The sequence below is a fragment of the Shimia sp. genome (assembly GCF_965227725.1).
GTDB lineage: Bacteria > Pseudomonadota > Alphaproteobacteria > Rhodobacterales > Rhodobacteraceae > Shimia.
The window spans coordinates 64,202-78,436 of record NZ_CBDDGH010000006.1 but is presented as its reverse complement, the minus strand read 5'-3'; the positions used below and the strand labels follow the sequence as shown (position 1 = coordinate 78,436).

Genomic DNA, 14,235 nt, shown 5'->3' with positions numbered 1-14,235 from the left:
AGGCTGTCGTGAACCGTCCAATCCGTCCCATGCTTGGCGAGATTGAACTTGCACAGGTCCAGCTTGTGCAGGTGGACGAAGATCAGATTTTGACACGGCACGACATCCCCGCACTGGAAGGTGATTTCTTTCAAAGGCTTGGGCGCGCTGGCACCGCCATTGAACTCACCGGCGTGCAAAGCGGCCCGGACGCCCGCGAAGGTCTCACCAAACTGCGTGACGCCTATCGCGCCGCCGCGCCGCTGACCTTTGCCGCCGATATTGTCACCGCAACCACGCTGGATGATGTGCTGATCGAGCATTTTGAAATCAGCGAACACGCAGGACTGCCTGACGCTTTTGAATACCGCCTGCTGTTGCGCGAATGCACCCCAGCGCCAGCCCCCGATCCGCAAGAGCCACCGGAACCGCCCGAGCCACCTGAGGTCACAGAGGATGAAGGCGTGCTGGTGGTGAATGTCATCAAAGAGGGTGATCCCGCCTTTGCCGCTAAAAACACCACCGTACTGGCCGCAGGCACCTTGCAAGACGGCAGCGATTTCCCCGAAACCGCCCTCTCCGGTCAAGCAGACACCCGCTGGACCGAAGATCCCTTCCCCGCCGGAGAATTCTCCCTGCGCGCCACAGCGACAGGCGCAGCGGCGGATGGCGGCGATCTCAGCGGATCGGCAACAGCCACCGTGCGCGCAGGCGCCACCACCGAGGTCACCATTGTCCTGCGCGACGCCGCCGCCATCGCCAAACGGTTCCTCGTGCATTTCCGGTTTGACAGCGCCTTTGTCGAGCCTTGCCTCAAGCAGGTCCTGAAACAGGTCGCCGATCACGCCAGCGCCCATCCAGACGAGAAAATGCTGGTGGTGGGCCACACCGATCTGGTCGGCACAAACGACTACAATCAGGCGCTCTCAGAACGGCGCGCGCGCAGCGTTTTTGCCGCCCTGCGCTATGGCAATGATCCAGTAGGCGCCGTTGCCGAGTGGAATGAGCTGCGACAGGCCCGCACCACCAATCTGCACGACAATTGGGGCGCGCGCGAATACCAGCAGATGCTGCAGGACCGGGATTTTTACAACGGCCAGATCGACGGCGATCACGGCCCGATGACAGATGCCGCCGTGCGCCGGTTCCAAGCGGCCAACGGCCTGCCCGAGACCGGCACCATGAACGGCGCGACATGGCCTCTCCTGATCGACGCCTATCTTGCTGCCGAAGCCCTGTCTGTGCCGGACGACCGCCTCCTGCCCAACTGCCCCGGGGAAGGGCTGAAATGGCTTGGCTGCGGAGAGCTTGACCCGCTGCGCAACGAGACCTTCGCATGGCGCCCCAACCGGCGCACCGAGGTGCTGTTCACCCGCGCCACCGAGCTCCCCGCCGACATCGACACGCCGGTCACATTTGCGCTCCCCGCGCCCGGCGCGGTTGGCAGCGACTGGTGCCTGAATGAAAGCAGCGGCTCCGCCCGCAGCTGCTTTGTCGCCCCCAATGTGAAAAGCAAACGCCATGAAACCTGCCCCGGCACCTTGCCGCGCGGCCCCGCCTTCACCCGCGAACCGATTGAGCCGACGCCCCAGTTCAAGGTACAAGGCTCCATCCGCTTTGAAGACGGCACGCCCTACACCGGCACCTATTTCATCACCGCCCCTGATGGCGAGTACATGGCTGGCGAGCGCAAAGAAACCTCAGGCAGCGCCCGCGCCGGTACGCCCAAAACCAAAACACCCGCGCCTGATGGCAGCTTCTCTTATGACGCCCCGCTGAAGACACCGGGCATTTTCATTCTGGAGCTGGAGGCCGACGTGATTGCCCGCCCCTCCGGTGCGCCGATCACAGAGGCCAAAGGTCCGGTGGTTTGCAAACGGCTTGCCGGGCCGCAGGACCGGTTTGATGTGGTCATCACCGACCGCAGCGTGGCGGACACCCGCCCCACGCTCACCGGACCGGACGCTGTGGTTGTCACCCGCGCCCACACCACGCCCGCGCGCGCGCCTCTGACGCTGGGCGCAAATCAGGCGTTTGCGGGCACAGGCACACTGACGCTGACCAACGGCACAGATCGCCTGCGTGTCTTTGATGCGGCCGCAGGCGGCACCGAGCTCAGTTTTGACGACACTGACAATGTCTTCACTTCAGATCAGCTCACCGCCGGTGTCACCCTGTTTTGCGAAGGCGGCCCCAACCCCAGCGCAACGGCTGGGGACGTTACGGCCACTCTGCAACTCACCTTGGGCGGCACCCCCGGTCTGTCGGTTTCCCATCAGATGACGGTGGTGCGCCTCACTCTGGATGTGGCCCTTTCCCGCCCCGTCGGCGGCGGCGACGCCCCGGAAATGAGCGCAGCAGACCGGATCACCATCGGTCGGTTCACGCAGGTTGCGGATCCGACCTTCAGCCACGAACGCACGCTTTTGCGTGTCCAGCCACCGGAGCCAGCGGATTTCACCGGAGATCTGGCGCTGGCCCCCATCGGCCCGCGCGCTGTGCTCTTTGCCAGCGAACAACCCACGACAGGTCAGGCGGCGCTGGCCAATCCGCATGTGATCCCCGTGGCCAGCATCCCCGCCACCGGCCTTACGCTTTTTGCAGAAGGTCTGGATCACAGCGCCGCTGTGCGCGACAGCGGCTTCATGCTCGGGCTGTCAGGCGGCGAGCCCGATGGCGACCGCGCCCCGATGACCATGGTGCGCCTCGACGCCGCCCCCGACGATCTGCCCGCCACCGCCGCCGTCACCGCGACGCGCTTCGGGGTCTGGGATCAGGCCTATAATGGCGCAGGGGAATTTGTCGCTGATATCATCGCCGCAGATGAGCGGCGCCTGCACTACCGCGTCCGCGACGCCGGAGCAGGCGCTGGCCCGATCACCGTCACCTGGCGCAGCCTGCTGGCGGATCAGGCCACCGATGACGACGCCCCCGCCTCACAAGAACTCACCCTGCCGGAAACCGCAGCGGGCAGCGGGCATTTCATCTCCAACGGCGTCATGCTTGTGACCGATGACACCGACGCCGCCGTCGCAGTTCCCAGCGGCCTTCCCGCGCAGCCCGGACTGGCGGAGCCGCGCAACCGCGGACAAAGCGATCACCGCCTGCGCCGCGCGCGCATCGACGGCTTTGTGCGCACCGAATACAGCCCCGCCGCGCAGCCGGGCACCCGCCTTGGCATCACCCTGCCGGTCTTCCCGCGCAACCCCGATGAACGCCGCCGCATTTCTGTGCGCGTGATCCGCTACACCTCCGCCACCTATGCGCCGGTGACCGATCAACGCATCGCCGATCAGTTTGCCGAGGCCAACCGGCGCTGGAACGCTGTGGGTGTGCAAATCGACGCGCAGGCCACCGTGGATCGCGCTATCCCCGCCGCCGCGCTGGATGGGGGCGGCGACTACGGCGGGCAGGCCAACAACGCCTTTGAGCAAGCCGCGCTGCGCGATTTGATCCCGATCACACCCGACAACACGCTCACCGTGGTCTTCACCAGCGTCGCCGGATCAAACGCCTACGCCACCGTGGCCAACCGCGCCCCCATCCCCAATCCTCCCGGTGCAAACCTGACGCTGGACGCGCGCTTCTTTGTCTTCATTGACAACACTCTGGACGTGCAGGACGTCACCTTGGGCCATGAGATGCACCACATCTTCTTCAACCGTTTTGACGGGGCCGTGAACGACGCTTTCTTTGCCTTCAACACCAGTCCCGGCACCGCCGTTGGGGCGGCGCGCGGCATCGCGCTGCCCGATGCCCGCATCTATCGCCGCATCCAGAACCAACACAGCGCCGACCCCGACACTGACCCCAACAACGACAACATCCTGAACTGGGTGCGCCGCACCCGCACCGCCCGCCAACCCGCTCAGGCCGGCCCCGGCCCCGCCCCCGACGCCACCACCGGCAACACGCTGGTTGGACCGTTTTAAGGACCCGACATGACCACGCCCATTGCAAAAATTCGCGAAGATTTGGCGCTGATCGTCGGCGGAGGCTTCACGCCTGACGGCATTGGTCCCGCCGCCTATGAGGCAGTCGCGGCCCGCGCCAAGGCCGAACCCAAACGCTACCTCAACGCGCTGATCCAGACCTATCTCGGCGGCGACTTTGACGCGCGCATGCTCTCCAGACTGCGCCCCGGTGCCGCGCTTGAGCTGCTGGCGGAAAGCGATCCGGAAACCACCGGCACAACGGCGGCAAAACTGCTCACCCATCTTGATGGCCTGCTGGTGATCTATGACAGCGCCACCGACAAGACCCAGCTTGAGGCGCTGCTGCCCGATGATGTTCTGGCCATGCATCAGCGCCTTGACCGGATGCGCAACCGCCTGCGCCCGCTTCTGGAGGATGCCCCATGAGCCTCTTGTCCCCCACATACCGGCTCACCCTAGGCGATCAGCGCATCGACATGGGCAGCGAGCCGCGCGCCAGCACCGTCACCCAAATCGATGTGCAGCGCGCCATGGCGCCGTTGGTGGATCGTTTTGAACTGACCCTCGCCAAGCTTGGCACGCGCCTGCCCAAACGCGGCGACACAGCGGAGATCGAGCTGGGCTTTGCCGGGTCAGACACCGGCCTTGAACGTGTCATGACTGGCGAGATCGAAGAGGTCGACGCAGGCCCTGAGCACACCCGCATTGTCGGCTTTGGCGCGGGGGCGATCCTTTCGCGCAGCAAGGCGAACCACAGCTTCCGGGACAAAACCGCCGCCGATATGATCAGCGATCTTGCCAATGCCGCCGGTGTCAAGGTGGCAGACACCGAGACCAGCGAGATCTTCCCCACCTACATCGCAGACGCCCGCCTCAGCGCCTTTCAGCACATGGTCACCCTCTCCGAGCTGACCGGCTTTGATCTCTATTGTGACACAGAAAATGCGCTGATCTTCAAAGGTTTCGGCAATGGCAAAACACTCTTCCCGCTCGACTACGGCGAAGACGTGATCGCCTATCAGGTCGAAAGCACTCTGGCCGCTGCTGAGCGCGTTGAGGCCTGGGGCGAAAGCCCCGGCGCGTCACAGGGCGCAGACAGCTGGGCCTGGCTCACCAAAGACTTTGCACCGCGCAAAGGCAGCGCAGGCACCAGCGGGAGTTTGCGTGTTCTGGAACACGCCGCGCTGCGCACGGGTGAAACCGCCCAGCGCGCCGCAAGTGCTCTGCTGCGCCGCATTGAGAACCGCCGCATCCGCGGGCAGCTCACCGTGCTTGGCAATCCGGCCATCACTCTGGGCGACACCATTCGCCTGCAGTCCATGCCTGAGCCTGACCTAAACGCCACTTTCCAGATCCGCGGCGTCCGCCACCGGATCACCAAGGCCACAGGCTTTCTGACCCATCTCACCTTTCAGGCGCTGGAGCTGAGCCTATGAACGACACTGTCTCCACATTGCAGGCCATCATCCGCCGCGAACTGGAAACCCTGCGCATTGCCGAGCTTGGCATTGTGACAGCGGTGCACCCCCATGCGGATAGCGGGGACAGCGACAACTACAGCTGTGATGTGCGCCTCAAAAACACCGGGTTGGAGCTGCCCCGCGTGCCGGTCGCCACCGGCCATATCGGCACCGTTGCGATCCCCAATGTCGGCGATCTGGTGCTGCTCGCCTTTGATCGCGGCGACATCAACCAGCCGATCATCACTGGCCGCCTCTACAACGATGAGGACCGCCCGCCGATCAACACCTCAGATGAGGTGATCTTCCGCCTGCCGCTGGCCGAAGCCGACGATCAGACCATCAAGGCCGCGATCCGCAACCATCAAACGGACAACCCGCCGCGCGAGCTGATCATCGAGATGGATCCGAAAATCACCATCCGCGTGACCGACGGCACCGTGCGCGCCACCGCCGGACCGTCAGAGCTGTTCATCGATCAGACCGGCGCATCCGGCGGCACCGTCACCGTGGTCACCGGCGGCACCAAGATCACGCTCAACCAGGACGGCGACGCCACCGTGGAGGCCATCGGCGCATTGAATCTGAAAGCGCAGCAGGACGTCACCATCGAAGGCCTCAACGTGAAAATCAAAGGCCAGATCAACACCGAGGTGGAGGCCGGTGTGCAGGCCTCTCTCAAAGGCACGATCACACAGGTCGAAGGCAGCGGCCCGACCACGCTGAAAGGCGGGATTGTCAACATTCAGGGTGTCACCAACTTCAGCCCATAGGAGGAAACCATGCCGGGACCACCGGTCACAATTGGATGTGCGGTCATCGTGACCCCCGGCGCTGCGGGGCCACCGGACACCGGCACGATCGTGGGCATCTTCCCGCCGCTGATCACCGCCGGAGGGCTTCCGCTCGCAACCTCAGGCTCACTCTGCACCATGATCAACTCGCTGACCGGCGTGCCCTATCCGCTTGTCATCGGCCCCATCGCCAGCTCCGGCGTGCGCATCGCGGGCAAAGCGCTGGTGCGGATGCTGGATCTCATTCCCTCACCGCCGGGCGTGCTCACCATCCTTGGCCCACCAGCCGCGCCTTACATCTCCGACACGTGGCCGCCATGAAACAGGGAGGCTTGATATGACACGGGACAATGCTCTCTTGGGGCAGGACCTCCTGCTCTTGCGCAACCGGCGGGATCAGACGACACGTGAGCGCGGGCGCGACCTCTCCACAAGGGTACGACCGGAAACCAACCAGCGCGATCTGGAAACCATTGATGGTGCGGAAAATATGGCACAGGCGCTCTTGCTGCGGATGCTCACCTCGGAGGGCGAGCTGCGCCAGCTGGGCCATCCCACCTATGGCTCCCGCCTGCACGAGCTGATCGGCGAGCCCAACACCGAGGCCAACCGCAACCTCGCCAAACTCTACGCCCTGCGCGCCATCAATCAGGAGCCGCGGGTCGAGAAAATCCTGCGCGCCGACGTGCGCCAGCGCCGCGATGACCGGGGCGGCGTCGACATCGACATGCAGCTCAAAATCGTTGAAACCGCAACGCCGCTCAATCTTGTTGTGCCGTTCTTCTTTTCCACGGAGCAAACCTGATGACGCCTGACACCATCCATCTGATTCAGCGAAATTTCGGCGAGGTGTCCAATGACATCCTCACCAGCCTCATCGGCGGCATCGTCAACGAACCGATTATCTTTGACGTGAAATCCGATCTCTACCCTTTGGCGCAGACTGCCGAAGGCATCCGCATGCTGACCGGGCAGATTGACGACAAGACCACAAATCACACCTTTGAGGCCGGGATCGATTTTGCCTATGAGCCCGATCTGGGCGCGGTACAGTGGCTTCCCGGCGGCGCACGCCCCGTGGATGGCAGCGTGTTTTATGTGGATTACCGCCCCATTGGTGCCTCCTCCCCGATCACCGACATCAATGTCGGCAGCGTAGCCCGCACCTTGTCAGAGGCCGTCGCGCGTGAAATCGCCACGCTTTATGAACAGCTCAATCAGACCTACCGCTCGGGATTTGTGAATTCCGCCGAAGGCGCCGCGCTGGATCAGGTGGTCGCCATTCTGGGTCTGAAACGCAAAACCGGCGATTTTGCCTCCGGTCTTGTGGCCTTCTTTCGTGACCCGCAGGTGGTGGGCGATGTCACCATCGCCTCAGGCACCAGACTGACAGCCCAAAACGGCGCGGTCATCTTTGAAACCACCCAACAGCGCACCCTGCAACGCGGTCAGGCGCGCATGGATGTGCCGGTGCGCGCCAGCGTTGATCACCCCGGCGAGACCGGGCAGGTTGCAGCCGGTGACATCGACACCCAGCTGCGGCCGCTTGCGGGCATCGCGCGGGTCTCAAACACCGAGCCAACCGTCTTTGGCGCGCCGCCTGAAACCGATGCGGAACTGCGCGCCCGTGCGCGGGCCGAACTCTACAAACTGGGCAACGCCACCCTGCCTGCGCTCGACGCCAGCGTGCGCGACAGCTTTGCCACGCTCACCGAATATTGGGATCCCAACGCGCCCATCGCACGCCGCACCGCCCCCGGTCGTGTGGCGCTGCTTGTGGAAAGCGAACCCGAGCGCTTTGCCAGTCTGTCTGCACAGGTCAACAACCAGCGCGCCGCGGGCATCGCCGCCACCATCGTGGCGCGCTACGTTTTTGTTACCCCGCGCATTGTCGCAAAAATCGCAGGCGGTCTCAACTCTGACGGCAAGGCCAAAGTGGCCGAAGAGATCATCGCCGCCGTGCAGGCCTTTGCAGAGCCGCTGACCACGGGCGACGCGCTTGAGGGCGGCGCGCTGCTGGAGGCGATCAAGGCGGTTGAGGATCTCGACGACGCGCAGATTGTCGACGTGCAAGTCGCCCGCGCCGACGCCACCCCAACGCAAAGCGAAACCGTGGTTGACGCGCTCACCGAATTCATCGTGGGCGGCGCGCCCAAAGAAGAGACCGCCCTGCGCGCCGAGCTCAACACCCTGCTCTTTGAGGTGAACACCGGCGCGCCCACCGGACGCCGCATCCCCGACCGCAGCCTACTGATGAACGCCGAAGGCAGTGCTCCGGCCACCGACCAAGACATCGAAGACGCCGCTTTCCTTGTGAAAGCCGAGGTTGAGGGTGAACCGGGCTGGATCGTGATCGACATGGATGCAGCCGACATTGCCTTGCAGGAGGCCGGTTCCTGATGGTCACCAAAACGCAGCGCATTTTGGATTTGCTTCCGGGCACCTTCGCGGCTCAGCCCGCCCATTCACCGCTGCAAAAGCTGATCGAAACCTATGGCGCCGAGCTGCAAGGCGCGGAGAACACCCTCGCCGCCATCCTGCGCGCGCATTGGTGCACACAGGCCGATCTTGGCCGCGATCTGTTTGACGATCTGCCAAGGATCGCCGCGCTCTATGGGCTGGCCCCGCAGGAAGGCGATGATGTGGAAGAGTTCCGCAGACGTCTGAAACTCTGGGTCAGCCTCATTCTCGAAGGCCCCGCCACCGTGCGCGGGCTGCTGCGCGCCACCTCCATTCTCACAGGACTTGAGATTGATGACAGCGACGCGGCCTTTGATCCGTGGTGGACGCGCGCTGACGGCGGCCTGCTCACCACCAAAGTCGCCAGCCGCCGCGACGCGGGCCCCGCGATATTCGGCTTTGACCGCGCCTTTGCACAAGGCAGCGACGCCACTTCGGCGCAGATCACAGGCCAAACGCCCCTCCCCGATCCGCTGGCCCTGACAGCCAGCACCTTGCACCTCACCATTGACGGCGGCGCCCCTGCCGCCATCGCACTTGCTGGTGTCACCACGCCTGAAGAGCTCATTGCCGCCATCAACACAGCGATGGGCCAAGAGATCGCCACACTGATACAGGGTCGGCTGAAACTGTCCTCCCCCAGCACAGGTCCGGCAAGCCGCATTGCATTAAATGATGCCACCGACGATGCCGCGCCGGAGCTTTTGGGCATAGCCCCCCGTTCCTACGCGGGCCGTGACGCTACAGGCGCGGCGGTCACCGGGCTCATCGACCTCTCCGCAGGGGCCGACCTGTCCACAAAACGCTACATCCGCCTCTTGGTGGATGGCACCCGTCTTGCTGAAATCGACTGCGCAGGCGCTTCGGCAGAGGCCACCTCGCTTGATGAAATTGTCACCGCGATCAACACCGGCCTTGGCCTCCCCGTTGCAAGCCATGACGGCACATATCTCACGCTCACCTCACCGACGCTCGGGGCCACCTCCGGCATCACCTTCCAAACCGCCGCCGCGCAGGACGCGCGGCTGGCGCTGTTTGGTCCCATCGCCACCGTCGCCTCCGGCCGCGACGCCCAACCGGCGCAGATCACCGGCACGCCGGATCTCTCCGCAGGCGTCGATCTCAGCGCAAACAGCCGCCTCCTGCTCAGCATCGAGACCAAGGAAGACGTGGACATTGAATGCGCCGGAGCAGACCCGACCAACACGCAGCTGCCTGAAATCATAGGCGCAATCAACAGCGCCCTGCGCGCCGATGTCGCCACCACCAACGGGCGCAGCCTGATCCTCAAAAGCATTGAGGCGGGTCCCACCGGCAGCCTGCGCATTGGCCAACTGCCAGAAGGCGACGCCGCCAAGATCCTCTTGGGCCTTGAGGACCGTATCGCCACCGGATCTGCCGCCACCCGCGCCACCTTGCAGGGCGCTCTCGACCTGTCAGCAGGCATCGACATCGCTGCGCAACCGCTGTTGCAACTCGCCCAGGACGGCCGCACGCCGCAAACCTTTGATTTATCCGAGACCGCAGCGGCCCCTCTGGATGCCCAAGGTCTCGCGCAGGCGATCAACAGCCAGCCGCAGGCGCCACAGGCCAGTGTCACCGACAACAGGCTCACCCTAACGAGCCATCTTGAAGGCAGCGCCGGACAGCTGGAACTGATCCCCATCAGCACAACGCTCAAGCGCAATTTTGTCTCCCGCGTGCCCATCGCAGAGGACGCCGCCAAGTCCGTGCTCGGCACGCTCAGCGCGCTGTCCCAATCCGCGCCCGCTGCCGCAGCCACCTTGCAAGGCACCGCCAATCTTTCCCGCGGCGTCGATCTGCGCGCAGGGGGCTTTCTGCGTGTGCAACTGGATGACGCCCCCGCGGTTGACATCAACTGCGCCGGCCCACGCCCGCGCCACACCACGCTTGATGAGGTCCTTGAGGCCATAAATTCAGCGCTTGGCGCAGGCACCGCGCGCAGCTCCGGCACCAGCCTTGAGCTGGTCTCCCCCACCCTCGGCGCCACAAGCCAGATCACGCTTCAGCCCCCACAGGCCACCGATGCCCAACCCACATTGCTCGCCACCGGCCCACAAACCGCCACCGGCTCTGCCGCGCGGCAAGTGGCCTTTGTCGGCACCGTCGATCTCTCCGGCGGCATTGACCTGACGGCCGCCGCCCACCTGAAGCTGGCGATTGACGGCAACCCGCCAGAGGACATCGACTGCCGCGGATTTGATCCCGCAAACACAACCCTTGGCCAGATCGTCGTCGCCATCAATCTCAAGCTCGGCGCGGGCGTCGCCAGCCATGACGGGCGCCACCTGCTGCTCACCTCCCCAACCAAGGGCGCAGAAAGCCGCCTCGACATTCTGCTCCCGTCCGAGCCCGACGCCACCGCCGCTATTCTCGGCGTCTCCCCAGAGCGCAGCTACACCGGTCAGGCGGCACAGCCCGCCCAAATCGCAAGGCTGGCCGATCTTTCAGTCCCTGTTGATCTGAGCACCGCGCGGTTCCTGCGCCTTGGGTTTGACGCCACACCGCCACAAGACATCGACTGCGCCAGTGCCGCTACCGATGCAACGCAGACCACCGGGGCAGAGATCGCTGCCGCCATCAACGCGGCCCTTGGCGCACCCATTGCGCAGATCAGCGCGGACCGCCTGATCCTGACATCCCCCTCCCTTGGCGCATCAAGCCGGTTGAGTGTGGAGGCCGCCACCGGCGGCGACGCCACTCAGGCGCTTTTTGGCGAGGCCCCGCGCAGCGCCACCGGCACAGCGGCACAGGCCGGTCAGATCACCGGCAGTATTGACCTGCGCCAGGGTGTTGACCTCAGCGACCGCTCCGTGCTGCGCCTTGCACTGGATGACGCCCTGCCGCTGGACATCGACCTCGCCGGAGAGGCCCCCGCCGCCACCGCCCCTGAGGAAATCACCGAAGCGATCAACAGGGTGCTTCCAGATACCGCCAGCCTCAGTGCGGATGGCCAACTCCTGCTGACCGCGCCCGCAGCCAGCACGCTTTGTGTGCAGCCCCTGCGCCACTTCGAACTGATCGACTACCCGGAGCAACCGCTCACCCAAACCGACACCGCGCTGCACCACGGCGATGCGCTCTTTGCCGAAAATACAGGGCCATCTGATGCGCCGGGCAGGGTCCGCTTCACCGCGCCGCAAGGCACAGACTCCCCCGGCTTGGTCGACATCGACGCGGGCCGCACCTTGCGCATTCGCGGCGCCATTTTGCCCGGTGACACCGCTGAGATCACAGAAGGCGCGCACGGCCTCAACGTCTCCACCAAGCTGAGCCCAACCCCGCGCGTCTACGGCCTGCCCCTGCTGCCCCATCTGGAAGTCCCACAAGATTCCACCCGTTTCATGGCCCCCGGCCTCAGCGGGCGGCGCGGCATCCTGATCTCTGACAGCTTTGGCTCAGACGTCATTGAACTCACCGAAATCACCCGCCGCGATGTCGCTCCAGCGGTGCAGATCTCTGCCGCCCCCTCTTTGCCGGATCAGCTCCCCGAAGGCGTGTTTGTCGGGCAGTTGCAGCGTTCCGGCACCAGCCTGTTGCTCACCAATGGCGATAAAGAGCTGGAGGTGCAGATCGAAGAAAACCCCGCGGAATTCCTCGGCCACCCCGTGGCCATTTTCGCCAAACGCCTTGGCGACAGCTTGCTGCCGCGCCGGATCCGCCTCCTTTATGATCTGCAGATCACCGCGATCCCGCCGGCCACGCCGCAGGTCTTCAACGGCGTGGTGCTGGATCAGGGGCCAGAGTTTGGCGCACTGTCCCTGCCGCGACGCATCAATGAAACGGCGCAGGACACACCCATTGTCTTTGCCCGCCCCGTCGATCAAACCGCTGCGCTCTCGCTCTCCCCGGGCACCAACCGGCGCGTCTTTGTGGAATGTCTGACCGCCCGCTACGACGCCGCCGATTTTGACGAAAGCCATTTCGCCGGTGGGGACTGTCTTGAGGTTGGCGTCTTTGACGCCTGCCGTTTCGCCGAAAATCCACGGGCAAAATCCACCCCGGTCTTTGCCCCTGCAGACGGCGGCACGGCCACCGATGTCACCCTCAGCTGGGCACAGCACACGCCCGGACGGGCGCAAATCAATCTGCCGCTCGACATGCCCGCACGGTTTGGCGCACGCTTTGATCAGGACCGCTTTGCCCTGGCAGATGACGCGCCTGAGATCATCTCCGGCCTCGTCACCGAGCCAGCCACCGACCCGCAGCTCTTCACCACACAGCTGGCCCCCGAAGGCTCCGCATCAACGCTTGTGTCGGCGCGCGCTGCGGATGTGATCCCCATCGGCTTTGAAGCCACCGACATCCCCTTCGCCCGCCCCGTTGCGCTGTCCGGCGGCACCGAAACGCAGGCCGCCCGCACCTTCCTCAATGATCCGGGCCTGCCCGGTTTCATCGAGATTTCCGCCATCGCGCCGGGGCTCTATGGCAACCGCATTTCCATCGCAGTCTGTGACAACGCACCGGGGATTTACGACCTGATCGTCACCTTTGACGGCGCGCGCTTTGAAAACGCCCGCACGCGGGTGAACGGGCCAGAACTCACCGGCACGGTTGAGGATTTCAATCGCCCCGGCCCGCGCGGCCTACAGCACCTCAAGGCGGCAGGCATCGACCTCACCGTCACCCGCGACGGCACCCCGCCCTAAGACATTGATTGTTAGAAAAGGAGATTTTGATGTTGGACAACGACCCTTTCACCACCTTTGAACCCGGTCAGATCATCAGCGCCGCAGCCATGAATGCCATGCAATCCAAGATGCGCGCCGAAATCCACAAACAGATCGCCGAGGCCCTCGCCGCCCTGACCGAAGTTGACCTGTCCAAAGACAGCAACGCGCTCGAAGGCCATTCCGCCCAGGATCTTCTCAGCAAATTTTTGGAGCAAGCCATGCAAAAATTCCCCGGACACACAGGCTATCGGAAACTCTTCAAAGTGCTGGAGTTTGACGAGCCCAATCTCATCGAACACGAACTCAAACTCTGCCCGCTGGTGGATCTTTATGAGCTGAAGAGCTTTGAGGTGATCTGCGCCGATGACGATGACAAACGTCGCGGCGAAGCACGCTTCTTTCTCTATCACACCAGCGAAAAACGGATTTCGATGGAGGGGCCAAACGGCACCGTGACCGTCGACATCGAAGAGCGTGGCGAAACGCCCTTCAGCATCCCTGTGAGCGAAATGCTCGATTATCTCGGCGTGGAATACACCGATGACACCAGCCTTGGTGATCTGGAAACCGAGCTTTGGAAGGCGATGTTTGCGCCGCCCAACGACCCGTTTGATCCCAGCGATTATTGCCACTCGCCGTGGTATGAGCGCTGCTGCCGCGAAGAACGCACCGTGGGCAGCCTCAAGGCCAAAGGCGATTGGGACGATCTGAAACTCAAGATGATCCCCTGCAAAGTCGTGAACCCGGCGCCTCTGGAACGCGACGATTCCTCAAGCGAGCGCCGTCCGCCCAATATCTTGGTTGCACACCATGATTTTGACCGGCTGTCGCTGGTTCTTCGCGAGCGCATCTTCATCAACGACAACCAGCAACTTGCAAATGTCTGCCTGATGGTCCTGCTCAAGGTCTGACA

The 14,235-nt window shown here is 64.0% G+C and carries 9 protein-coding genes; all 9 read left to right on the top strand.

All coding sequences use genetic code 11. The features are described from left to right. Nucleotides 1-8 precede the first annotated feature (8 nt). Genes ACO07T_RS18345 through ACO07T_RS18305 form a run of 9 tightly spaced genes read left to right on the top strand, consistent with a single transcriptional unit; the run spans nucleotide 9 to nucleotide 14,233 of the window. The gene (locus ACO07T_RS18345; RefSeq protein WP_422050573.1) at nucleotides 9-3,911 is read left to right on the top strand and encodes a peptidoglycan-binding protein; all 3,903 of its coding nucleotides are present in this window, start codon (nucleotides 9-11) and stop codon (nucleotides 3,909-3,911) included. Nucleotides 3,912-3,920: 9 nt separating this feature from the next. Next, on the top strand, nucleotides 3,921-4,340 hold the full coding sequence (locus ACO07T_RS18340) for a hypothetical protein (protein ID WP_422050572.1): 420 nt from the start codon (nucleotides 3,921-3,923) through the stop codon (nucleotides 4,338-4,340). Further along, complete coding sequence (locus ACO07T_RS18335; RefSeq protein ID WP_422050571.1) at nucleotides 4,337-5,350, top strand: phage late control D family protein; 1,014 nt, start codon at nucleotides 4,337-4,339, stop codon at nucleotides 5,348-5,350. The genes ACO07T_RS18340 and ACO07T_RS18335 overlap by 4 nt, the downstream gene beginning before the upstream one ends. Beyond that, on the top strand, nucleotides 5,347-6,147 hold the full coding sequence (locus ACO07T_RS18330; protein WP_422050570.1) for a phage baseplate assembly protein V: 801 nt from the start codon (nucleotides 5,347-5,349) through the stop codon (nucleotides 6,145-6,147). Before ACO07T_RS18335 ends, ACO07T_RS18330 begins: the two co-directional genes overlap by 4 nt. Before the next feature lie 9 nt (nucleotides 6,148-6,156). Beyond that, nucleotides 6,157-6,489, top strand: a complete 333-nt coding sequence (locus tag ACO07T_RS18325) for a hypothetical protein (protein WP_209065468.1) — start codon at nucleotides 6,157-6,159, stop codon at nucleotides 6,487-6,489. Nucleotides 6,490-6,505: 16 nt separating this feature from the next. After that, on the top strand, nucleotides 6,506-6,973 hold the full coding sequence (locus ACO07T_RS18320; RefSeq protein WP_422050569.1) for a GPW/gp25 family protein: 468 nt from the start codon (nucleotides 6,506-6,508) through the stop codon (nucleotides 6,971-6,973). After that, nucleotides 6,973-8,568 carry a baseplate J/gp47 family protein gene (locus tag ACO07T_RS18315; protein ID WP_422050568.1) on the top strand — a complete coding sequence of 532 codons (1,596 nt, stop codon included), beginning with the start codon at nucleotides 6,973-6,975 and terminating at the stop codon, nucleotides 8,566-8,568. Before ACO07T_RS18320 ends, ACO07T_RS18315 begins: the two co-directional genes overlap by 1 nt. Then, nucleotides 8,568-13,298, top strand: a complete 4,731-nt coding sequence (locus ACO07T_RS18310) for a hypothetical protein (protein ID WP_422050567.1) — start codon at nucleotides 8,568-8,570, stop codon at nucleotides 13,296-13,298. The genes ACO07T_RS18315 and ACO07T_RS18310 overlap by 1 nt, the downstream gene beginning before the upstream one ends. A gap of 29 nt (nucleotides 13,299-13,327) precedes the next feature. Further along, nucleotides 13,328-14,233: a hypothetical protein gene (locus ACO07T_RS18305; protein WP_422050566.1), complete on the top strand. Its 906-nt coding sequence runs from the start codon at nucleotides 13,328-13,330 to the stop codon at nucleotides 14,231-14,233. Nucleotides 14,234-14,235: the final 2 nt, after the last annotated feature.